At 60.8% G+C, this 22,287-nt stretch carries 19 protein-coding genes and 3 pseudogenes; 9 read left to right on the forward strand and 13 right to left on the reverse strand.

Features of this window, described 5'->3' with window-relative positions; genetic code table 11:
• Nucleotides 1–12: 12 nt before the first annotated feature.
• Nucleotides 13–1,263 (forward strand): annotated as a pseudogene (locus ON14_RS16085) (ATP-dependent nuclease); the annotation flags it as partial.
• Entirely contained in the window at nucleotides 1,260–3,020 is a 1,761-nt protein-coding gene (locus tag ON14_RS03120) for a UvrD-helicase domain-containing protein (RefSeq protein ID WP_081503501.1), read from the forward strand. The pseudogene ON14_RS16085 and the gene ON14_RS03120, both read left to right, overlap by 4 nt.
• Nucleotides 3,021–3,184: 164 nt before the next feature.
• On the opposite strand, the pseudogene ON14_RS03125 reads toward ON14_RS03120, so the two are convergent.
• The 7 genes and pseudogenes from ON14_RS03125 to ON14_RS03155 all read right to left on the reverse strand — a co-directional run.
• Nucleotides 3,185–3,733, reverse strand: a pseudogene (locus tag ON14_RS03125) (HpcH/HpaI aldolase/citrate lyase family protein); the annotation flags it as partial.
• 38 nt (nucleotides 3,734–3,771) lie between these two features.
• Nucleotides 3,772–4,674: a hypothetical protein gene (locus ON14_RS15770; protein ID WP_010203095.1), complete on the reverse strand. Its 903-nt coding sequence runs from the start codon at nucleotides 4,672–4,674 to the stop codon at nucleotides 3,772–3,774.
• 208 nt (nucleotides 4,675–4,882) lie between these two features.
• Nucleotides 4,883–5,698: an HpcH/HpaI aldolase/citrate lyase family protein gene (locus ON14_RS03135; RefSeq protein WP_010203096.1), complete on the reverse strand. Its 816-nt coding sequence runs from the start codon at nucleotides 5,696–5,698 to the stop codon at nucleotides 4,883–4,885.
• Nucleotides 5,695–6,174, reverse strand: a complete 480-nt coding sequence (locus tag ON14_RS03140; RefSeq protein WP_010203097.1) for a MaoC family dehydratase — start codon at nucleotides 6,172–6,174, stop codon at nucleotides 5,695–5,697. The genes ON14_RS03135 and ON14_RS03140 overlap by 4 nt, the downstream gene beginning before the upstream one ends.
• Entirely contained in the window at nucleotides 6,171–7,358 is a 1,188-nt protein-coding gene (locus tag ON14_RS03145) for an acyl-CoA dehydrogenase family protein (protein ID WP_010203098.1), read from the reverse strand. Before ON14_RS03145 ends, ON14_RS03140 begins: the two co-directional genes overlap by 4 nt.
• Nucleotides 7,355–9,328 (reverse strand): acetyl/propionyl/methylcrotonyl-CoA carboxylase subunit alpha, encoded by a 1,974-nt coding sequence (locus tag ON14_RS03150; protein ID WP_141629912.1) that lies wholly within the window; start codon nucleotides 9,326–9,328, stop codon nucleotides 7,355–7,357. The genes ON14_RS03145 and ON14_RS03150 overlap by 4 nt, the downstream gene beginning before the upstream one ends.
• A gap of 5 nt (nucleotides 9,329–9,333) precedes the next feature.
• Nucleotides 9,334–10,935 (reverse strand): carboxyl transferase domain-containing protein, encoded by a 1,602-nt coding sequence (locus ON14_RS03155; RefSeq protein WP_010203100.1) that lies wholly within the window; start codon nucleotides 10,933–10,935, stop codon nucleotides 9,334–9,336.
• 98 nt (nucleotides 10,936–11,033) lie between these two features.
• On the opposite strand from ON14_RS03155, the gene ON14_RS03160 reads away from it, so the two are divergent.
• Nucleotides 11,034–11,609, forward strand: a complete 576-nt coding sequence (locus tag ON14_RS03160) for a TetR/AcrR family transcriptional regulator (protein WP_010203101.1) — start codon at nucleotides 11,034–11,036, stop codon at nucleotides 11,607–11,609.
• A gap of 132 nt (nucleotides 11,610–11,741) precedes the next feature.
• On the forward strand, nucleotides 11,742–12,332 hold the full coding sequence (locus ON14_RS03165) for a hypothetical protein (RefSeq protein WP_010203102.1): 591 nt from the start codon (nucleotides 11,742–11,744) through the stop codon (nucleotides 12,330–12,332).
• 79 nt (nucleotides 12,333–12,411) lie between these two features.
• Here ON14_RS03165 and ON14_RS03170 read toward each other — a convergent pair whose 3' ends face one another.
• From ON14_RS03170 to pdhA, 5 genes and pseudogenes are all read right to left on the reverse strand, one after another.
• On the reverse strand, nucleotides 12,412–13,182 hold the full coding sequence (locus tag ON14_RS03170) for a hypothetical protein (RefSeq protein ID WP_010203103.1): 771 nt from the start codon (nucleotides 13,180–13,182) through the stop codon (nucleotides 12,412–12,414).
• Entirely contained in the window at nucleotides 13,179–13,715 is a 537-nt protein-coding gene (locus ON14_RS03175) for a signal peptidase II (RefSeq protein ID WP_010203105.1), read from the reverse strand. The genes ON14_RS03170 and ON14_RS03175 overlap by 4 nt, the downstream gene beginning before the upstream one ends.
• A gap of 97 nt (nucleotides 13,716–13,812) precedes the next feature.
• Nucleotides 13,813–15,288 carry a dihydrolipoamide acetyltransferase family protein gene (locus ON14_RS03180; protein ID WP_010203106.1) on the reverse strand — a complete coding sequence of 492 codons (1,476 nt, stop codon included), beginning with the start codon at nucleotides 15,286–15,288 and terminating at the stop codon, nucleotides 13,813–13,815.
• Nucleotides 15,288–16,288 (reverse strand): annotated as a pseudogene (locus ON14_RS03185) (alpha-ketoacid dehydrogenase subunit beta). The gene ON14_RS03180 and the pseudogene ON14_RS03185 overlap by 1 nt, the downstream one beginning before the upstream one ends.
• The gene (gene pdhA / locus ON14_RS03190; RefSeq protein WP_010203109.1) at nucleotides 16,285–17,403 is read right to left on the reverse strand and encodes a pyruvate dehydrogenase (acetyl-transferring) E1 component subunit alpha; all 1,119 of its coding nucleotides are present in this window, start codon (nucleotides 17,401–17,403) and stop codon (nucleotides 16,285–16,287) included. The pseudogene ON14_RS03185 and the gene pdhA overlap by 4 nt, the downstream one beginning before the upstream one ends.
• Nucleotides 17,404–17,622: 219 nt before the next feature.
• Between pdhA and ON14_RS03195 the strand changes: the two genes are divergently transcribed.
• The 3 genes from ON14_RS03195 to ON14_RS15775 are packed head-to-tail and all read left to right on the forward strand — an operon-like array spanning nucleotide 17,623 to nucleotide 20,133.
• A complete protein-coding gene (locus ON14_RS03195) occupies nucleotides 17,623–19,317 on the forward strand; it encodes an FAD-binding dehydrogenase (RefSeq protein WP_010203110.1) in 1,695 nt (564 codons plus the stop codon).
• 37 nt (nucleotides 19,318–19,354) lie between these two features.
• Complete coding sequence (locus tag ON14_RS15630) at nucleotides 19,355–19,969, forward strand: DUF2510 domain-containing protein (protein WP_141629914.1); 615 nt, start codon at nucleotides 19,355–19,357, stop codon at nucleotides 19,967–19,969.
• A complete protein-coding gene (locus ON14_RS15775; RefSeq protein WP_158000065.1) occupies nucleotides 19,966–20,133 on the forward strand; it encodes a hypothetical protein in 168 nt (55 codons plus the stop codon). The genes ON14_RS15630 and ON14_RS15775 overlap by 4 nt, the downstream gene beginning before the upstream one ends.
• On the opposite strand, the gene ON14_RS03210 is transcribed toward ON14_RS15775, so the two are convergent.
• Nucleotides 20,134–20,814, reverse strand: coding sequence for a hypothetical protein (locus tag ON14_RS03210; protein ID WP_010203114.1), 681 nt, complete (start codon nucleotides 20,812–20,814; stop codon nucleotides 20,134–20,136). It abuts the gene before it with no gap.
• Nucleotides 20,815–20,845: 31 nt separating this feature from the next.
• Here ON14_RS03210 and ON14_RS03215 point away from each other — a divergent pair, with 31 nt between their 5' ends.
• Together ON14_RS03215 and ON14_RS15780 are read left to right on the forward strand one after the other, a co-directional pair.
• Complete coding sequence (locus ON14_RS03215; RefSeq protein WP_010203115.1) at nucleotides 20,846–21,700, forward strand: acyl-CoA thioesterase domain-containing protein; 855 nt, start codon at nucleotides 20,846–20,848, stop codon at nucleotides 21,698–21,700.
• 64 nt (nucleotides 21,701–21,764) lie between these two features.
• Entirely contained in the window at nucleotides 21,765–21,917 is a 153-nt protein-coding gene (locus tag ON14_RS15780; RefSeq protein ID WP_158000066.1) for a hypothetical protein, read from the forward strand.
• Nucleotides 21,918–22,287 lie beyond the last annotated feature (370 nt).

Below are 22,287 nucleotides of genomic sequence, written 5' to 3' on the forward strand. Positions count from 1 at the left end.
GAAGTGGGGCAAGTCGGTTTAGGCTACGCGAACTTGCTGTACATATCTATGATCGTTCTCCAGCTCTCACGAGCTTCGGAGTACGATCTGACGTTGCTGTTGGTGGAAGAGCCGGAGGCACATCTGCATCCGCAACTGCAGACGGTCCTACTGGATTACCTCATGAATCGTGCCCGTGAAAGCGGTGAAACCCAAGCGGACCTGCGGCCGGCAGGAAAAATCCAAGTTATCGTCACGACGCACTCTCCTGTCTTGGCCAGTGCTGTCAGCGTCAACAACGTCGGCATCGTGACACGCCACCCCCTCGAGGCAACAGCTTCGCCTACGCAACTGTTGAAAGAGAAGGGGGAACAAGAGCAGGAGCAGGTTTCTTCTGCAACAGAAGGTGATCGTGAGACGCCTGGTGAAGGGGCCGAGCTGATTGCGCGTCTTGTCGAGTCATCTTCGAGAGCAGCCGACTTGTGGACGACCCGGGTGACATCGATTAGCCGTCTTGGTCTTGACGCGTCTGAGGTCCGCAAGATAGACCGGTACCTCCACAGCACGCGCGCTGCACTGCTGTTTTCACGCCACGTCGTTCTGGTCGAAGGCATCGCCGAAAGTGTGCTCATGCCTACCTTTGCAGACATCATGTACGCACAAATACCTCCAGCAGCTATAGAGACGCCGGAAGAGCAAGATACACGGGAGCGACTCAACGAACGAAACCGCACGTCCTTACGACAGTTCAAATCGGCGTCGATTGTCGCCATCGACGGAGTCGACTTCCTCCCATATCTGAAGCTTCTTCTCTGCGGAGACACACATCGGTTGGACCGTCTTGCCGTCATCACCGATGCAGATGGCGAAGCTGGACACAAACGACGTGCCGTCTACCGGAAAACCTTCCCCGATGCGGTCGATCACCAACAGCTGGAAGTATTCGTTGGAATAAGAACGCTGGAAGCCGACCTCTTCGCGCAGAAGGGCAACGAAACTATTCTGCGTACAGCGTTTCTAAGGCTTCACAAGTTGTCCGCAGCGCACTGGGACGCTGTGTCAGCGGCGGCGGAAGGTTTGCCCGCTGGGGAGCGTGCGGATCTCTTTGGGAACGCGATCAAAACGAGCGGTAAGGCTGAGGGCAATCTTTCCCTCGATATCGGCAAAGGCGATTTCGCGCAGGTTGTCGCGGAGGGCGCGCTATTGGCCAGCAAACAGGGAACCACGACGCTGACGGTCCCCGCTTACATTGCGGAGGCAATACGATTCGTGGCTGAGAAGTGACCGACGAGTATCTCAGCAAACAGCAGCTGGCTACGCTAAATCCTGCGATACGGCTGGTTGAAGCAGGCCCCGGATCCGGGAAGACTAGGGCAGTGGTCGAGCGATACCGTAATGGCGCCTCCCAGCCCGGTCAGTTCGTTTCGCTGGTCTCATTTACCAATAGCGCTATTGATGAAGTACGTAAACGCTGCGGAAGCCAGCCCCAACTCCTCCAACCTCCAAATTTCGTCGGCACCTTCGATGCTTTCTTCCACCGATTCGTCACCACACCCTCGTTCGTGCGGGCGGAGGGCAAACAACCTCGTTATGTCGCATCATGGAACGATCTGCCCGATCACTTTTCGCGTTTGCGACCGCCAGCAGGCGGGGCAGGCATCCCCTTAGCCGCATTTGAGCCGACACCAGCTGGGCGGTTCCAGATTGTTGGGACCCGTTTGACACGGGTCGAGAGCATTATCTGGAACAAGCTTCCCGCCTTCACAAAGAACAAACTTGCAAATGATGCCGCTGCTCGAACTCAGTCTTTGGCCGCTGCAGGCATAATGAGCGCCGATGTTGCGCGCACCTACGCGCTCGAAACGCTGAACGGAACTGAAGGAGCTCGAATCCTGAAGAACCTGCGTCGCCGCTTCTTCGAACTCATCGTCGACGAATTTCAGGACTGCAATGAAAGTGATATCCAGCTTCTGGAACTCCTGCAAAATCACGGGCTGACCATCGTGGCTGTCGCTGACCCAGATCAGGCGATTTACCAGTTCCGCCGAGCGAGAGTCGACGACCTCTACCAGAAATTCCGATCTACGTTGCCAGATGCCGCAATAGCCTCACTCAATGAGTGTCACCGCTCTAGCAAGGCAGTTTGCGACGTCGTAACGAGTTTAAGGAGCATCTCGCTAGGCCCTGTCGTCGCGTCTCAAATGGCCCCGACCGGTTCGCCGCACGTTTACGTTTTCAATGCCAAACGCGACAAAGTCATGGGCATGGCAAACGCTGTCCTTCGGAGCCACAGCATTAGCCCGCAGGACTCACGAGTACTCGCCCACGCGACCGCCGATGCCCGAAATCTACTTCACCACCAACCAGCGCTCACCGGAAATTCCTCAGCGCGGCGAGTATTGGACGCCATACTTGAACTGCGCGGCAGTGGAATCGCCTCGCACCGCCTATCCGCCCTAAACACTCTCAATCGAGTGTTTGTGTCCGCGATCGAGCATCCACCCATGCCGCCTACATCAACCATGGAAGACGCGCTAACGGAGCTCGGAATCGAACCTGCCGCGCTACGACTGCTATCGAAACGGCTTGTGGCGGCAAGCGAGCAATGGCGCAGCCCCGACGACTACGCACAGTCTTTGTCGGCCACCATTACTGACGGGTTTGCGACATTCGGCCTCACACCGAAAGCGAGTTTGAAACGAGTTTTTCCCAAGCCGAAGCCTGATCTGTGGGACCGCTGGAAAGACCAAGTAGACGGCCTCTTCGCCGACACTTCACTGGGATGGCGCTCGTCGAACATCCATCAAGTCAAGGGCGGAGAATTCGACGCCGTTCTGATCGCGCTCGCGTCGAAATCTCGCGGTAACAACTCACATGTGCTCGATGATTGGGAAGACGACGTGAATTCAGAGCAGCGACGAGTGCTTTACGTTGGTGCCAGTCGGGCTCAGCGGCTGCTCATGTTCTGGCCAGAAGGCCAGCGATATGAGCAGCTGATACGGATACTTGAACGCGAAGGTATTCCTTACCTGGCCAGTTGACGTGTGCTTTAGGTTGCGATAGAAAGCCGCAACCCCTTTGCTAGGCGGCCAGTCGTAGAGAGCTTCCAACTCGCAAATTGTTACTCCGCACCCCTCTACTTTTGAATAGCCCTTCTCTGAGTTACGCCTGAACGTACTATTCACGATGAAGAAATGCAGCGCATTCAAGCTGCACCCGGCCGTCGATTCGCTCCGACCGCTTTTCGGTGCCGACCTTTTAACGCTCGCGCCAGCACGCACTCCCCGTGCCGCAGGATGGGCCCGTCGACCATGCGCCCCTCGAAGCTGAAGACTCCGGGCTGCGATTCCGCGGCGGCGAGAAGTGCTCGTGCTGAGGCGATCTGCTCGACCGCGGGCGCATAACTTTCGCGCACGATAGCGACCTGAGAGGGATGGATGCAGGCCGTGGCCGTGAACCCGAGTGCTGCGACATCCCGAGCTTCAGCACCGAGACCCTCGAGGTATGCGATGTCGAGATGCACCGCATCAATCACAGCCTTTGAGTAGGCACCGGCCGCGAGCAGCACCGACGAGCGCACATGCAGCGCGACACCACGGTAGGGGCCGGAATCTTCGCGCGACGAGGAGCCGCCGAGCGACGCCACCAAATCTTCGGCACCCCACATAAGGGCAACCACGCAATCCAGCGCCGCCAAACTCGTGGCCCCCAGCACACCCCGCGCCGTCTCGCACAGGGCGATCGGGCTCAGGTCATTCGAAAAGCGACCTTCTCGCGCGAGTCCGGTGGCCCCTAGCCATTATTGTCAGCTTCCGCCTCAGCTTCCGCCTCAGCCTCGGCCCTCGCAATTCGCAATCGAACTGCGGAGCGAGCCGCGAGCGGCACATAGTGAAGTGCTGCATCCTGGCTAAGTGTGGACGGGGCGCCATTCCAGTCCAAGTGTCCTATTCGCCCAAGTTCGAAGATCTCAGTTACTAAGTCTCCTTCATCGACGCCAATCATTTCTGACAATCTGGCCAAGGTCGCGGGCTTACTTGAATTCTGTCTCATGCGGACGGTCCGAATAATTCGGTCACGCGTAGACGGCTTTTTAGCTTCGCGTTTTTCTTCCTCAGCAGCAAGCGCCCCCGCGAGCACTGGCTGAAGTCGCGCCTGAAACTCTTCGAGCTTCTCGCCGGTAACACCTACTTGTGCGGAAACTTCCGCGATTTTCTCCAACATCAGCCCCGCACCCGCGTCGCCGTTCGACGCCGTTTCCTCCGCGTCGTCGTCGTTCTTAGCTGGCGCTGCCCTCCAAACATGCTTTCGCATGTCGGTGTATGTATCGCGCATCATCGAAAAAGTGTCTGAATATAGTGTGTCGAAGAGTTTTTCAAGGCGGTCAACGCTGCCAGCAATCTGCGAAGCGTTTTCCGACGACCGGTCAGCGTCCCTCTTTGCGAGAATAAAGAAAACGATAGATAGCGCCAGAGCAACGATTGCTAAAACTCCGGAGGCTATCGACGAAACGAGGCTAGTGAGGTCGATCGGCGTCAAATCTGTGCGCAAGGAAAACTCCAATTTGAAATGGTTGTGCAGTTGAATACTGGCCGAAAATCGCGGCGAGTGCAGCTTCTCTGCGAAAGAACTCGGCTTAAAGTCGAAGAGTTCCGATCGCCGAAGATAAGCGATCAGTCGTTCGGCAAGGACGCGCACGTAACCTACTTGCTAGTAGCAAGGGACCTTCTCCGAATCAAGCGACATTTATGCGCGGACTTCACAATCACCACGAACGAGTAAATTTCCACTGCACAAGCCAAACACTTCCTATTTCTGCTCGGGCCGCTCGAAACTGAGCATGAGCGGACCTTGCGTGAGTGTTAGTGAGCCGATAGCAGTCAGATCCTGGAGCAATCTGGTGCGCCTAACCCTCGCGCAACCCCGCCCGCGCTACCACGCACTCCGCATGCCGCAGGATGGGCCCGTCGACCATACGGCCCTCGAAGCTGAAGACGCCGGGCTGCGATTCCGCGGCGGCGAGAAGTGCTCGGGCTGAGCCGATTTGCTCGACCGTGGGCGCATAGCTTTCGCGCACGATGGCCACTTGAGAGGGATGAATGCAGGCAGTTGCCGTGAACCCGAGTGCTGCGGCATCCCGAGCCTCAGCAGCCAGACCATCGGTGTCGGCAATGTCGAGATGCACTGCGTCGATCACGGCCTTTGAGTAGGCTCCGGCCGCGAGCAACACCGACGAGCGCGCATGCAGCGCGACACCACGGTAGGGGCCGGAATCTTCGCGCGAGGAGGAGCCGCCGAGCGACGCCACCAAATCTTCGGCACCCCACATGAGGGCAACCACGCAGTCCAGCGCCGCCAAACTTGTGGCTGCCAGCACACCCCGCGCCGTCTCGCACAGGGCGATCACGTCGAGATCAGTGAGCGCATCGAAGTCAGCAACCGACTCCGACTTCGAGAGCATCACCGTGCGGTACTCCGTCTGCTCCAACGCCTCCAGGTCACTGTCGTGATCCTCGGTGCCCGCCGGATTCAGTCGCACGATCGTACGGGCCGGATCCATCGGGTTCGCGATCAGAGCAGCGCGGGCCGCAGCCTTGTCGACACTGGCAACGGCATCCTCAAGGTCGATGATGATGGCATCCGCGCGTTCAAGCGCCTTGGTATAACGGTCGGGGCGATCGCCCGGAACAAACAGAATCGACGGCCCTAATGTGAAGCTCACGGTGCGCCCTCCTCAGTCCAGACCATCACCGAACGGGTTGCGACAGCCACCACAACACCGTCCTGATTCTTGGCCGTGTGCCGCAACGAAATGATTCCCTGGCCGGGGCGCGACTTCGAGAGCCGCTTCTCCAGCACCTCAGACTCGGAATACATCGTGTCGCCGTGATAGAGCGGATGCGGAAAGTTGACCTCTGTGAAGCCCAAGTTCGCCACAATCGTGCCCTGCGTCAGTTGAGCCACGGATGCCCCCACCATTGTCGAGAGCGTGAACATCGAGTTCACCAAACGCTGCCCGAAAGGCTGCTGCTCTGACCACGCGGCATCCAAATGCAACGACTGGGTGTTCATCGTCATCGTCGTGAAGAGAACGTTGTCGGCCTCGGTGACAGTGCGGCCGGGCGCGTGCAGATAGACCGCGCCCTGCTCGAACTCGTCGAACCAGAGGCCGCGCTGCTGAATACGTTTGCCGGTCATAGGGTCGCAAACCCCAGCTCACGAGCAATGACCATCATCTGCACCTCAGTGGTGCCCTCACCGAGCTCCAGCACCTTCGAGTCGCGGTAGTGGCGAGCGACAGGGTTCTCGTTCATGAAGCCATAGCCCCCAAAGATTTGGGTGGCATCCCGAGCGTTATCCATGGCCGCCTCGCTGCTGATCATTTTCGCCAAGCTCGCCTCCATCTTGAAAGGAACTCCGGCCACCAGTTTGCGGGCTGCGTCGTAGGTTGCCAAGCGTGCCGAGTGAACTCGGGCCTGCATCCGCGCAATCTTGAACGCAATGTGCTGGTTCGAACCGATCGAACGGCCGAAGACGTGACGCTCGTTGGCGTAGCGGATCGACTCCTCCAGGCAACCTTGAGCGGCACCCGTGCAGAGTGCCGAGAACGCGACGCGACCCTCATCCAGAGCCTCAATGAAGTTCGCGAAACCACGGCCGCGCTCCCCCATCAGGTTCGCTTCGGGAACGCGCACGTTGTCGAACGAGAGCGGATGCGTGTCAGACGTGTGCCAGCCGACCTTGTCGTAGGGCGGGTGCACCGTGAACCCCGGCGTGCCGTTCGGAACGAGGATGGCGCTCAGCTCAGGCCGGCCGTTCTCGCGACGACCCGTGACCGCCGTGACCGTCACGACCTTCGTGATCTCGCTACCCGAGTTAGTGATGAACTGCTTCGTTCCATTGATGACCCATTCGCCATCGACGAGCTCAGCAGTGGTCTTGGTTCCCGCAGCGTCGGAGCCAGCATCCGCTTCAGTCAGACCGAAACCAGCGAGAGCTTCACCGCGCGCGAGCATCGGAACCCACTGCTGCTTCTGCTCTTCGCTGCCGTGCTTGAAGATCGGCATGGCGCCAAGACCGATGCCGGCCTCGAGCGTGACCGCGATCGACTGGTCGACCCGAGCAAGCTGCTCAATCGCGATGCACAGCGACACATAGTCCTTGCCCTGCCCGCCGAACTCCTTGGGGAACGGCAGACCGAACAGCCCCATCTCCCCCATCTGAGCGATGATGCCGTAGGGCAGTTCCCGCTTCGTGTCGTACTCATACGCTGCCGGAGCAACAACCTTGTCAGCGAAATCGCGCACGTCAGCGCTCAACTTCAGCTGCTCATCGGTGAGGCCGAGGTGGGTGATTTCGCCGCGGGTAGCGTCGTGACTCATGAGGTTTCTCCTTCAGTGCTCGCTTGTGGCGATTCGATTCGGGCAACGATCTGATCGCGGGTGACCAGATCGCCAGGCTTCAAACTGATGTCGACAACCCCATCGAGGGTTGCGACAACGGGGTGTTCCATCTTCATGGCTTCAATCGTGAGCACCGTCTGACCGGCCGTCACGGTGTCACCGTGCGCGACGGCGACAGCGACAACGGTGCCGGGCATGGGCGAACGCAGTTCGGGATCGATGACGCCGGCGACTCTTGCGAGAGTGGCGCGGTGCGCTGCCAGTGACTCGGCGCGGGACTGCGCAGTGAGAGCCCAGGAAGTGCCCTCCTGCCCAATCCACACCGTGGCGTCAACTATTTCGATCGTGAGGCGGATGCTCTGCGTGCCCCACTCGATACCGGTGGTCGTCAGGCGAGCCGGGGTGGTCGTGCCGTCGATCGTCACTTCCGCTGCGTCGGGCGGGCCGGCAACCAGAACCTCGTGCACCTGCCCCGCACTCGCGAGACGGTAGCGGGCCGGGCGATGGTTTCCCACGCGCCAACCGGAGGGGCGTTGCCAGGGTGAGCCCGGCATCCAACGCTCGGAGTGGATGCTCAGAGCCGCCGCTGCGAGCACCGCCGGAGTCGGGGCGGCGAACTCGATCTCGGCCAGCGCCCGCTCGATGAGGCCCGTGTCGAGGTCGCCCGCGCGCACGTCGTCGCGGTTGAGCAGAGCGCGGAGGAATTCGATGTTCGTCGTGACGCCGAGGATGACGGTGTCGGCGAGGGCACGGTCGAGTTTCGTGAGAGCTTCGTCGCGCGTTGCCGCGTGCGAAATGACCTTCGCGAGCATGGGGTCGTAGTTGGCGGAGACTGTGCCGCCCTCGACTAGGGAGCTGTCGACGCGCACATCGTTCGCTTCGTGAAGCGCGACGATCTGACCGGCCGAGGGTAGGAAGTCGTTGGCGGGATCTTCGGAGTAGATGCGCGCCTCAACCGAGTGGCCGGTAAGCACTGGCGTCTCCACCGTGAGCTTCTCGCCGGCGGCGATGCGCACTTGCCACTCCACGAGGTCAATCCCGGTGACCATTTCAGTGACGGGATGCTCCACTTGCAGTCGAGTGTTCATCTCCATAAAGAAGAACTCGTCGGGGGCATTGTCGGAGACGAGGAACTCGACGGTTCCCGCGCCCACGTAGTTCACGCTGCGCGCGACCTCGCAGGCTGCTTCACCGATGCGCTGACGCGTGGCCTCATCGAGCAACGGTGAAGGGGCTTCTTCGATGATCTTCTGGTGGCGGCGCTGCAGCGAACACTCGCGCTCGCCCAAGTGAATCGTGGCGCCGTGGCTGTCAGCCAGCACCTGCACCTCGATGTGGCGGGGCTTCTCTACGAGGCGTTCGAGAAAGAGAGTGTCGTCGCCGAACGCAGCACTGGCCACGCGGCGAGCGGAGTCAAGCGCACCGGCAACAGCATCGCGCTCGCGCACGATCGTCATGCCCTTGCCACCGCCGCCCGCTGACGGCTTGATCAGCAACGGGAACCCGACCTCGGCAGCAGCAGCCACGAGATCGTCGTTCGTCATGCCGGGCTCAGCGATGCCGGGGATAACGGCAACGCCACGCTCCGTGACGTGCTTCTTCGACGCAATCTTGTCGCCCATGATCTCGAGCGCCTCGACACCGGGGCCGATGAACGTGATTCCAGCGGCGGCACAGGCCTCGGCGAGGGACGCGTTTTCGGAGAGGAAGCCATAGCCGGGGTGAATCGCGTCGGCGCTCATGCCCGAAACGGCATGCGCGGCAGCGACGATCGATTCGACCGAGAGGTAGCTATCGATCAGCACCGCGGCATCCGCGACTCGAACGTGCTTTGCGTCACGATCGTGCTCGGTGTACACCGCAATCGAGCGGATGCCCATGGAGTGCAGGGTGCGCGTGATGCGACAGGAAATTTCGCCACGATTGGCGACCAAAACAGCAGAGAACATCGCCATCACATCCGGAAGAGGCCGAAGCCCGGGTCGGGCAGCGGGGTGGCCGCGGCGATATCGAGGGCCATGCCGAGCACGTCTCTCGTGTCCTTGGGGTCAATGATTCCGTCATCCCAGAGGCGAGCTGTCGAATAGTAGGGGCTGCCCTGGCGTTCGTACTGCTCGCGGATGGGCTTCTCGAACTCGACCTTGTCGTCGTCGGTGAAGGCGTCTTCACCAAGCTGATCGCGGCGCACCGTGGAGAGCACGGCAGCAGCCTGGGGGCCGCCCATGACCGAGATGCGGGCGTTGGGCCACATCCACAAGAAGCGCGGCGAATACGAGCGGCCGCACATCGAGTAGTTGCCGGCACCGAACGAGCCGCCGATCACGACCGTGAACTTGGGAACGCGCGTCGTGGCCACCGCAGTCACCATCTTGGCGCCATTCTTGGCGATGCCGCCGGCCTCATATTCCTTGCCGACCATGAAGCCCGAAATGTTCTGTAGGAACAGCAGCGGGACGCCGCGCTGATCGCACAGTTCGATGAAGTGAGCGCCCTTGAGCGCCGACTCGCTGAACAGCACCCCGGCATTGGCGACGATGCCGACCGGATGCCCGTGCAGCGTCGCGAACCCGGTGATGAGCGTCGTGCCGTATTCCTTCTTGAACTCGTGGAACTCGCTGCCGTCGACGAGCCGCGCGATAACTTCGCGCACTTCGTACGGGCTCTGCACGTCGGTCGGCACAACCCCGTAGAGCTCGTCGGGGTTCACGGCGGGAGGCCGCGAGGCGACAACATCCCACGCGGGAGCGGCAGGCTTGGGGATCGTCTTGATGATGTCCCGCACAATTTCAAGCGCATGGCGATCGTCGTCGGCGAGGTGATCGGTAACGCCCGAAGTGCGGGCGTGCACGTCTCCCCCGCCGAGCTCTTCGGCCGTGACGATCTCGCCGATCGCGGCCTTCACGAGCGGCGGGCCGCCCAGAAAGATCGTGCCCTGATTGCGAACGATGATCGTTTCGTCGCTCATCGCGGGCACGTACGCTCCCCCCGCGGTGCAGGAGCCCATGACCGAAGCGATCTGCGGGATGCCGGCCGCCGAGAGCCGAGCTTGGTTGTAGAAGATGCGCCCGAAGTGGTCGCGGTCGGGAAAGACCTCGTCTTGCATCGGCAAGAACGCACCGCCCGAGTCCACGAGGTAAACGCACGGCAGCTTGTTCTCGAACGCAATCTCTTGCGCCCGCAAATGCTTCTTGACCGTGAGCGGAAAGTAGGTGCCGCCCTTAACCGTCGCGTCGTTCGAGATCACGAGCACGGGGCGAGAGTGGATGAGGCCGATACCGGCAATCACGCCAGCTCCGGGAGCTTGGTCGTCGTAGATTCCATTCGCGGCGAGTGGGGCGATCTCGATGAAGGGGCTGCCCTCGTCGAGCAGTTCATCGACGCGGTCGCGAGGAAGCAGCTTGCCGCGGGAGACGTGGCGTTCGCGAGATTTCTCTGAGCCACCGAGAGCCGTCGTCGCGAGTCGTTCGCGCAATTGCTCGACAAGGCCGCGCATTGACTCTTCGTTAGCCGCAAACGTCGGGTGGGACGGTTGAGCGGCCGAGGAAATCTTCTCCATCGAACACCTTCGTTCTGCGTAGCTTGTGGCCACTGGGTTAGTCACTACTAACTCAATTTAGGTTAGCGAGCATTAACCGAACTGTCTAGACTCAGAACATGAACGAGACGCCAACTCCGCGAAGCCAAGCGAAGGCCGACCGCCGCGAGGCGCTGCTCGACGCCGCCGCCAGCCTCTTCGCCGAGCGCGGCTTCACTCGTGTCTCGCTCGAAGAACTCGGTGCCGCTGCCGGCGTGAGCGGCCCCGCCGTCTACCGCCACTTCGACGGCAAACAAGACGTGCTCGCCGCAATACTCGTGGATGCCAGCTCCAGCCTGTGCGCCGGAGCCCAGACCGTGATCGAGCACGCCCCCACGGCACGCGCCGCGCTCGAAAACCTTGTTCAGTTTCATGTTGAATTCGCGCTCCGCAATGCCAACGTCATCCGTGTGCAAGATCGCGACCTCGACAGCCTCACCGACGACGACCGCCACGAGGTGCGCGCCCTGCAGCGCAGCTACGTCGAGCAGTGGGTGGCCACGCTGGCCCGCCTGCATCCGGATGCCGCAACCACCGAGCTGCGCACGCGCGCTCACGCCACGTTCGGGCTCATCAACTCCACTCCCCACAGCGGGCGCGCCGGCGCGACGCGTGCCGTACTCGAGCGGATGGCGTTGGCCGCCCTCGACGCCTAGCTGCTCTTCGTCAGGCGAGACCCCAGCATTTGCCCACCGCCCTCGCGGCGTCGCCATAGGGGTTTGATAGCCACCAGTCGCACTGTTGATTTCGTACACCGGAGATTCCGGACAGGACGAAAAGGATTAACAATGAACAAGAAACTGATCACCGGAGCAGCCGGCGTAGTGCTGGCCTCGTGCGTCGGACTGGGCATTGCTTTGCCCGCCCAAGCTGCCTCCATCGACACCGCCAGCACCGCTATTTCCACCGCGGTGGCCTCGGCCAGCACCACCGACACCACCGCGGACAGCACCGCAGATGGTGAGCGCGCTGGCCGCGGACACGGTCGTGGACTCGACGCAGCGGGCCTCGCCACCAAGCTCGACCTGACCGAAGCCGATGTCTCTGCAGCGCTCACCGCGTTGCGCGACAGTTCCGAGCGCCCCGAACGCCTTGGTTCCGACGCGACCGAGGAGGAACGAACCGCGGCGAAGGATGCTCACCAAACAGCCTTCGTAACCTCGTTTGCTGCTGAACTCAACGTGGACGAAGACACTCTCACCGCTGCCCTCACCGAACTTCGCGCCGAGCACGAGGCCGAGCGTGAAGCTAACCCCGACGCCGGCAACAGCAACCGCGGGGATCGTGCCGACCGCGGAGACCGCGGCCAGATGGGCCACCGCGGTGCCGCCGCTGACGAGAGCAGCGACGCCACCAGCGAAAGCGATACCGAGGAGTAAGCCTCACCCTGCACACCTCCCCCACCACAAAGGGCCTGCGACTGATTAGTCGCAGGCCCTTCGTGGTGTGTGGCGAAAGTTAGGACGGGTCGAGGCCACCGAGACGCTGGAGAACTGCGCTCAGAAGGGTGCCCTCGGCATCCGGAATCACATGGTGGTTGAGGTAGATTCCCTCAAGCCACGGCAATACTTCGTCTGCGGGGAGGCCGATCATGTTCCAGTCGATTCCGGGCAACGCTTTCGAGCGGGGCAATCCTGTCGCGGGATCTGTCCAGGCTTCAGCGATCGGCTGATCCGGCTCGGACTCGCCAGCGCCCCACGCGAGGGCGATCGGATGATTCTCGCCGTCGATGTGGTCGTGCGTCACACTGCCGGCACCAAGCCACGGCAATGTCAACAGCTCTCCCTCGACCTCGACTTCTAAGAGCTCCAGCTGCACAGGCTCTTCAACCTCGCAAATGTACAAGTCAAAGCCGGCGTCGTGCCACGCCGCAGCCTGAGAAATATCGTCAAGCACTTTAGGCATGAGCGCTCGAAAATCGTGGGCCAACGTAATCGCCCACTGCAGGAGCATGCTGGTGTCGTCACCCGACCACGGGCTTGAGCCGCGATGTTCACCCGCCGGGTTGTGAAAGTGATGGTTGACCTCGGCATCGTTCAGCTCGAGATGCAGTTGGCCGTTCGGGTACTCGGCGTGCAGATCGCTCAACTGGCCGTCGTCATCCCAGTCGATGAAAAGTTGCGGATGCGTGAGGGCCGACGGCAGCGGCAGCGCGGGAACGCGTCGCGTGCCGAGGTCGAGCACGGCCCGCAGGCGCGTGTTGGGCATGCGCAGGCTGAGGTCGGTCATTCTGCTGCTGAATCCTTCGCCGCGGCATCCGAGGCATCCGCACTATCCGAGGCATCCGCAGCACTGACAACAACAGGCTCAGGTTTGCTGGCAATGCCCATGAGCGAGATGACCACGATCATAATGGCACCGCCCACCAACGCAATGTCAGCGATGTTGCCGATGAAGTAGCCGTTGTAGTTAATGAAGTCCACGACGTGGCCGCGAGCAAATCCAGGATCGCGAAAGAGGCGATCTCCGAGGTGAGTTATCGCCCCACCCAACAGCATTCCCAGGGCGACGCCCCACGCCCGCGACTCAACCTGTGACGCGTACCAAGTAATCGCCACTACGGCGAGCGCCGCAATAATGGTGAGCACCCACGTGAATTCTTCGCCGATGGAGAAGGCCGCACCGGGGTTGTAAACGAGCTGGAACGACAAAAGATCGCCGATGATGGGGATGTTTTTTCCATCACCAAGGTTGGTTTCGGCCCACCACTTGCTCAGCTGATCGGCCGCGACCACAAACGCTGCGAGCGCAAAATTGCCCACAGTAAGCGTCGCGAACGACGCGAAGTAGTGGTGGCCGCAGCAGGGTCGAGATTCTCGGTCATAAGACCATTCTTACCTGTTGTGGCCACCCCTAATGTCACACCATGCTCAGGACAGTGCCGGGGTCACTCAGAATCGCCCCAACATCGGTGAGGAACCGGGCACCCTGCTCGCCATCGACGAGCCGGTGATCGAACGACAGACTCAACGTCATGACATCGCGAAGAGCGACCTCACCCTGGTATTCCCATGGCAACTTGCGTACAGCACCCATGGCCAAAATCGCGGCTTCACCGGGATTCAGGATGGGGGTGCCAGCATCGATGCCGAAGACACCAACATTGGTGATGGAGATCGTTCCGCCGCTCAGCGAAGCGGGAGTGGCTTTGCTGGCGCGAGCGTCGCGAGCCATCGTGCCGATCGCCTCGGTCAGCTCAGCGAGCGTCATCGCATCCGCATCCTTCAGATTCGGAACCATGAGACCCCGCGGTGTTGCCACCGCGATCCCCAGATTTACGTAGCCGAATTCGACGATTTCGTTCGCCTCAGCGTCCCAACGTGAATTCAGCGACGGATTGCGCCCGACACCGATGCACAGCGCCTTTGCGATCACCGCAAGCACCGAAGCCGCACTGCCTCCCGCCTTCAAGCGCGCCACGAGTTCGATCGTGCGCGTCACATCAATCGTCAGAAACTCGGTGACGTGCGGTGCGGTGAAGGCGCTCGTCACCATGGCCGCCGCAGTAGCTTTGCGAACCGACTTGATAGGAGTTCGCTGCTCGCGTGGCCTACCCGCCATCGTGCCTGACGCGCCGCTTGACGCTGAGCTTGGCGTTGCGCCTTGGTCTGACTTCGAATCGTTCGACGCGACCGCTGCCGCCCGTGCGGAACCAGACGTGCTGGTGCCAGCGTTTGCGGCGTTCGTGACATCGTCACGAGTGATAACGCCATCTGGCCCGGTGCCCGGAACCCGCGTGAGGTCTATCCCGAGATCCTGAGCAAGCTTGCGCACCGGCGGAGTGGTCTTCGTACGAGCCTCAGTAGGCGTTACCGAAGTAGGCGTTACAGCAGCAGGTGCGACCTCAGCCGGAGCAGCATCCGGCGTCTCCGCAGCCACAGCCACAGCCGCTTGCGCTGTGCGCGGCTTACGAGTGGGCCGTTTGCCTGTCTCGACCGCAGGACCATAGCCCACCAGCACCGAGTTGCGTTCGGGAGCGGCAGAGACACTCCCGGCCTCTGAACTCTCCGACTGAGCAGCAGGAGCTGCTTTTTCGGGCTCACTCCCCGCAGCAGCACCGCTGTCGCCAGCACGTCCGCTCTCGCCAGCAGCGCCCTCAAGCTCAAACGTCACAATCCGGCTGCCTACCATCACGGTCGCGCCAGGCTCAGCATGAAGCGCCGAAATCTTGCCCGCCAGCGGTGACGGTAACGAGACAATCGCTTTCGCCGTCTCCACTTCAGCAATGGGCTGATTCAACGTGACCGTATCGCCAACAGCAACATGCCACTCAACGATCTCAGACTCAGTAAGGCCCTCCCCCAAATCGGGCAAAGCAAACTCCTTGACAACCATCACGCGCTCCAACCGGTGAGCGAATTCACACGACCAAGCGCACGATCAACCCCATCAAGAATGCGGTCAAGATCTGGCAAGAAATGATCCTCCAACTTGCGGCCGGATACGGCACATCAAAACCAGTGATCCGCACCGGAGCCGACTCAAGATAGTAGAAACAGCGGTCAGTCAACGTTGCCGCAATCTCAGCACCCAACCCGCCCGATTCCGATGCTTCGTGGGTGATCACGAGCCGCCCCGTCTTCTGCACACTCGCCGCAACAGTGTCGAAGTCGACCGGAGAGAGCGAACGCAAATCAATCACCTCAATAGAGATACCGTCATCAGCTGCCGCCACTGCGGCATCCAGAGCGGTAGCAACAAGCGGGCCATACGTCACGAGGGTCACATCCGTTCCCTCAACGACAACGCGTGCCTTGCCCATGGGCAGACCAACAGCGTCTTCGTCAACGTCGCCCTTGGTCCAATAACGTCGCTTAGGTTCAAAGAACAGCACCGGGTCATCCGAAGCAATTGCTTCCCGCAGCATGCTGTGGGCATCCTGCGGAGTAGAACACGTCACCACGCGCAATCCGGCCGTGTGGGCAAAGTACGCCTCTGGCGATTCAGAGTGGTGCTCAACCGCGCCAATACCTCCGCCATAGGGAACACGAATCGTCAGCGGCATCCGCACATTTCCGGCCGTGCGATAGTGCAGCTTGGCCACCTGGGCAACAATCTGATCGAAGCCCGGATAAATAAACCCGTCGAATTGAATCTCGCACACCGGGCGATAACCACGGAAGGCAAGCCCAACAGCCATGCCAATAATGCCCGCTTCAGCGAGCGGAGTATCGATCACTCGATCAGGCCCGAAGTCGCGCTGGAGTCCATCGGTCACCCGAAAAACGCCACCCAACTTTCCGATATCTTCACCGAGCAAAACGACCTTGTCATCGTCGGTGAGTGCTCGACGCAGCCCAGAACCGAGAGCTTTTGCGAGAGTTAGCTCAGTCATTTGTCAAACCCCTCTAGATACGCCTTGTACTGGCTTTTCTGGCGTGCAATTCCTGTGTGCTCCGTGGCGTACACGTTGTCGAACACGCTGAGCGGTTCCGGGTTCTTGAGCCCGAGGCATCCGGCACGGAACTCTGCCGCCACCTGATCTGCCCGATCTTGGATGGATGCCGCCAGCTCGTCAGTCAGCACCCCTTCACTGCGCAAAAAGGCTTCAACCCGCATGATCGGGTCACGCGCTTCCCACTCTTTCGCGACCACAGGGTCGACATAGCGGCTGGGGTCGTCAGAGGTGGTGTGCGGTCCGCGACGGTACGTGACCGCTTCGATGAACGTGGGGCCACCGCCATTGCGGGCACGATCAAGGGCGCTGCGTGTTGCCGCCATTACGGCGAGAACATCGTTGCCATCAACTCGGATGCTCGGGATCCCGAAACCGGGCGCCCGATCGGCAATGGGTCGCTGGGCTTGCAATCCCACCGGCTCAGAAATTGCCCACTGGTTGTTTTGGCAGAAGAAAATGACGGGAGCTTTAAACGAGGCGGCGAAGATCATTGCCTCGCTGACGTCGCCCTCGCTTGTGGCGCCATCGCCAAAGTAGGCCACGGCAACGCTGTCAGCGCCATCCATCTTGCAACCGACCGCATAGCCGGTGGCATGCAGAGTTTGAGCGCCGATGATTACTGCCGGCGTTGCCATTCCGACTGAGAACGGATCCCACCCCGACGCGGCAGTACCGCGCCAGACCCGAACCAGATCGGGCAGCTTAACGCCGCGGCAATAGGCGACAGCGTTCTCGCGATAGCTGGAGAACACGAAGTCGTCGGGCCGCAAGGTGCGAGCAGAACCGACTTGAGCGGCTTCTTGGCCGAGCAGCGGCGGCCAGAGGCCGAGCTCGCCCTGACGTTGCAGGGCCGTGGCTTCGGTGTCGATGCGGCGAACAATGATGAGGTCTTCATAGAGGCTCGCGAGCTGGTCACCAGTCACATCCGATACCCAAGGATCGTAAAGGTCATCGGCCAGCCGAATTCCTTGCGGGTCAAGAAGCTGAACGAACTCAGGGTTCTGCTTCTTTTCCCCAGTTTTTTGGGCTTTTGCGGGCACGGTAGTACTCATCGTTCCTCCGATCTGCTGTTGCGCCTGCAGGTAAGCCGCGCTCGAGCGATCCTCACAACCGTGGTTGGTAAACCACCAGTTGACCCAAGCCTCGTCGCTCGGAGTTATTTTGACCGTACCTACACACCGCACCGTGCACAAGGTGCCACACGAAAGTTGCCATCAAATTGCCGGATGACGCGGCATACTGTCAGCAAGTCGGTGTCAAAGGAGCCACACATGGCGCAGTCGCGCGAACTCGATGCAATCGTTGTCGGAGCGGGCCTTTCTGGGCTTGTTGCCGCCGCCGAGCTCATTGCTGCAGGCAAGAGGGTCGCCGTTGTCGAGCAAGAGCCTGAGGCCAGCTTGGGTGGTCAAGCGTGGTGGTCTTTTGGCGGACTCTTTCTTATCGACTCTCCCGAGCAGCGCCGCATGGGCATCAAAGACTCTCTGGAGCTGGCACGTCAAGACTGGTTTGGCACGGCTGGTTTTGATCGCGAAGAAGATGAATGGCCCCGACTTTGGGCCGAGGCCTACCTCGAGTTTGCTGCTGGCGAAAAACGATCGTGGCTGCTCGAACGCGGTGTTGGCTTCTTTCCCGTTGTCGGTTGGGCAGAGCGTGGGGGTTACACGGCGCTCGGACACGGCAACTCGGTGCCGCGCTTTCATGTGACGTGGGGCACCGGTCCTGCCGTCGTTCAGCCGTTTATCGATGCGGTTCGCCAGGGCGTTATTGACGGTTTAGCCACGCTGCACTTTCGCCACCGCGTCGATGAACTGGTCGTTGAGAACGGCGCAGTCGTCGGAGTGCGCGGTGCCATTTTGGCTGCGGATGATGCTGCCAGGGGCGCGGAAAGCAACCGCACCGTGGTTGGCAGTTGTGAGCTTCGTGCTCCCGCCACGATTGTGACGAGCGGTGGCATCGGCGGCAATCACGAACTCGTGCGCGCCCAATGGCCGGCGCGACTCGGGCCTGCGCCCAAAAAACTGTTGAGCGGGGTCCCCGCCCACGTCGATGGACGGATGCTCGGCATCAGCCACAAGGCCGGCGCTCGACTGATTAACGGCGACCGCATGTGGCACTACGTTGAGGGAATTCACAATTGGGATCCGGTGTGGCCCCGCCACGGCATCCGCATTCTGCCTGGCCCCTCAAGTGTGTGGCTCGATGCGACAGGTCACCGATTGCCGACGCCCCTATTTCCTGGTTTTGACACTCTGGGCACTCTCGAACACATTCTCAGCACCGGCTACGAACACTCGTGGTTCGTGCTCACTCAAGCGATCATCGAGAAAGAGTTCGCGCTCTCGGGCAGCGAACAGAACCCCGACCTGACCGGCAAGAGCGTGCGCGAACTCCTCAAACAGCGGCTCGGCACGGGAGCTGCGGCCCCCGTCGAAGCATTCAAGAAGCACGGCGCCGACTTTGTTGTCGCCGAAACTCTCGACGAATTGCTTCATGGCATGCAGGCCATCACCCCAGATGTCGCTATCGACAGCGCGCAGGTTCGACTCGAGATTGAGGCCCGCGATCGCGAGCTCACCAACCCATTCTCGAAAGACTCCCAGATCAACGCAATTCGTCAAGCGCGCAACTACCGAGGCGACAAACTCATCCGGGTGGCCAAGCCTCACCGCATTCTGGATCCGAAGGCCGGGCCACTGATTGCGGTCAGACTGAATATCTTGACCCGCAAAAGTTTGGGCGGCATCCAGACCGATCTAGAGGCGCGGGCCCTCAACGCGGATGGTGCACCACTCCCGGGGCTGTGGGCGGCCGGTGAGGCGAGCGGGTTTGGCGGCGGCGGTATGCATGGCTATCGCGCTCTCGAGGGAACATTCTTGGGCGGCTGTCTCTTTAGCGGCCGGGCCGCTGGTCGAAGCGTCGTGGCGCGTTTAGCATCCGGCGAGACCGGGCATTCGTCGAGTGAATAATTATCACCACCTCTAACTTGGCCAGTACACTCGCAGGGTGACTGACTCATCAACTCCCCTTCCCCCTGCCGGCTGGTATCCCGACCCCGCGGGAGGCGCTGCGCCCCGCTGGTGGAACGGAAAAATGTGGGCCGCCGCGAACGTGATTCCCGCCGACGCGACGCCGCTGCCGAGCGCTGCCGCCCCAACCTCGACGCCGCCCGTTGCGAGCCCGCCGGTCGCCAGCCCGCCAGCCGCAACCCCGCTGGCCGTATCGCCGCCAGCAATACCGCCGATAGCCACACCATCGTCAACGCAGTTCGCTGCCGCCCCTTATTCAGCCAACGCGCCGGCCGCAAACTACTCCTACGCAGCTCCTGTTACAGCGCAGAATGCCGCCGGGAACACAAACACGTGGCAAATCTGGTTGATCGTCCTTTTGCCATTACTCTCGCTCTTCAGCATATTTCTGATCAATACGGATGCTCTGTTGGCTGCGCCGACTGACGGCACGTTCGAGGCGGAACTCGGGATGTATTCCGATCCCGGTTATCTGTCGTCACGATTTCTGGTTGGCTGCTGTACTTTGCCAGCATTCCGTTGGCGATCTTTGATCGCCGAACGCTCAGTGCGCGCGGTGTCGACTCGCCATTCCATTGGGCATTCATCTTGATCGGCAACATCGTTTACGTGATTGGTCGTTCCGTTGTCGTGCGCAGCCGCACGGGGCAAGGCCTCGCGCCGCTGTGGGTATGGATCGCAACCCAAGTGTTGGGAATTATCGTGACAATTGCGTTCATCGTGAACATTGTCTCTGCCATGGTCAACAGCTTCTAACTAGCGGGCCACCGACCAAGCGCGGCGCTTCACGAGCACGTGCCCGCGCTTGGTCGTCAACCGCGTCCACGCACCGGATTCGAAAATCGAAGCCGCTTCGTCATCGCCGAGAAAGCCAAGACTGACCGCGGCAAAACCGGCACCGGCGGGCAAGTAATCAGGTTCGTCGAGCGGTCGGCCCCACACTTCGGTGCGCACTTTATGCACGATTGCTTCCCCGACGCCGTCGGGAATCGCGCTGGCGACCTCTTCGATTCCTTCGCGCGCCGCTTGCTCGAGAACCTCGCTCGACACTGAATCGATGGCCGCCCAGCCACCGCGCGGGGGCGTGATGGCCGCCCACGTGACGGTGCTGACGCTCATCGGCAAGCTCACTGTGATGGGTTCCCCAAAAGTGTCGGCCGAGGCTTCGACGGCGCTCTCGATGCGACCGAGGAGGGAACGCACCGGCACTACTGCATCAAAATCGTCTTTCGATGCCAGCGCGAAGGTGCGGAGCCCAAGGACAGTGGGGCTTTGGTCGAGCAGTCCAGCGGGGTGCAGCACAGATACGTAGACGGCCAAGACGCCAGCACCACCAATAAGGCGCACCGAGCCCTCGTCGACGCGAGCAGCGCGGCCCAAGAAGACCTGCAGATCACCCAGGGCAAGGGAATCCACCAAAGTAAACGATCCAGTCATAGGCCTCTAAACTACAGGCATGAGCGACCCTATGTCTGGGCTTCTAACTGCCCTCGATCTGACCGACACCGGCGCACGAACAAATGAAGACATTTTTACTGGACCAAGCCAATGGATGCCGCAGGGGCGAGTGTTCGGCGGGCAAGTGCTTGCGCAGGCTCTCGTTGCCGCTCAGCGCACTCTCGCTGCAGACCGAATCGTGCACTCAATGCACGGCTATTTCTTGCGCCCCGGAGATATCAACCTCCCCATAACGTTCTCGGTGGATCGCATTCACGACGGCCGATCCTTTTCAACCCGGCGCACCCAGGCCTATCAGGATGGGGTTCCGATCCTTTCGGCGATCGCCTCATTCCAAGACGAGGATGAGGGGCTCGATCACCAAATCGAGATGCCGAGCGATTTGCCTGACCCCGAGTCGCTGCCGACTACCGCAGAATCGTTGGCGGAGCTCGATCATCCGGTTGCCCGGTATTGGGCATCCGAGCGCCCCTTTGACATGCGCTACGTTCCTTCTCCGATTTTTATTTCGGTTGAGGGCGGCCATGTTGCCCATCAGGCTGTGTGGCTCAAATCTGTTGGTCCTATGCCTGATGACATGAATTTGCATCGAGCAGCCCTTGCGTACGCCAGTGATTATTCGATTCTTGAGTCGATCATGCGACGCCATGGTCTGGCCTGGGCGACTCCCGGCATCAAGGTGGCCAGCCTTGACCACGCCATGTGGTGGCACCGTGAGGCTCGCGTTGACGAGTGGTTGCTCTACGTTCAGGAGTCGCCAAACGCGATTGGCGGGCGTGGTCTTTCGCTGGGGCGCATCTACGATCGCGCCGGCCGACTTATCGCCAGCGTCGCGCAAGAGGGCATGGTGCGCCCGCCCCGCTAGGTTGTGTCAACCCGCTTGCCTAGACGAAAACTAGACCTCCTAATGTAACAACTAGGCAACAAAAGTGACCCTCCTCGATGCCTGCTGTGCCGCGGATCGGTCAACCGACACTCCCGGTTATGTCCCCAATTTGGCCGACGTGAACCTGCATAAATACCGCAAAAAGGTTACGTTTGTTTACGGCCCGGTTCTCGGTGCGCCATATTCGGCGCTGTGAACGGGTGCTACGAATTCAGGCCGCGCGCGCCATCCCGCTAGTTGGGTTGACGCTCGTACGGTTGTTTCGCACTGGAACCATTCCGACAATGTTTCCCCTTCTCATCTGGCTCAATTGGGAGCCACATGACTAGCAAGGTGCCTGCAACCCGGACCGTAACCGAGAAGAGCAAAGCCCAAATGGTGCCGAGCACTCAGGAGAACGTGACCGAAGAAATAGCAGTCAGCGCCAAGAACCTCTATAAGGTCTTCGGCCGCCGCCCGAAAGAAGCAGTCGAGCGACTCCAGCACGGGGCCTCTCGAGACGAGATCACAGAACTGGGCACTGCTGCCGTTATCGACTGAGACTGCCAAGGCACACAGGGGATAGG

Source organism: Salinibacterium sp. PAMC 21357, from assembly GCF_000247645.1.
Classification (GTDB): domain Bacteria; phylum Actinomycetota; class Actinomycetes; order Actinomycetales; family Microbacteriaceae; genus Rhodoglobus.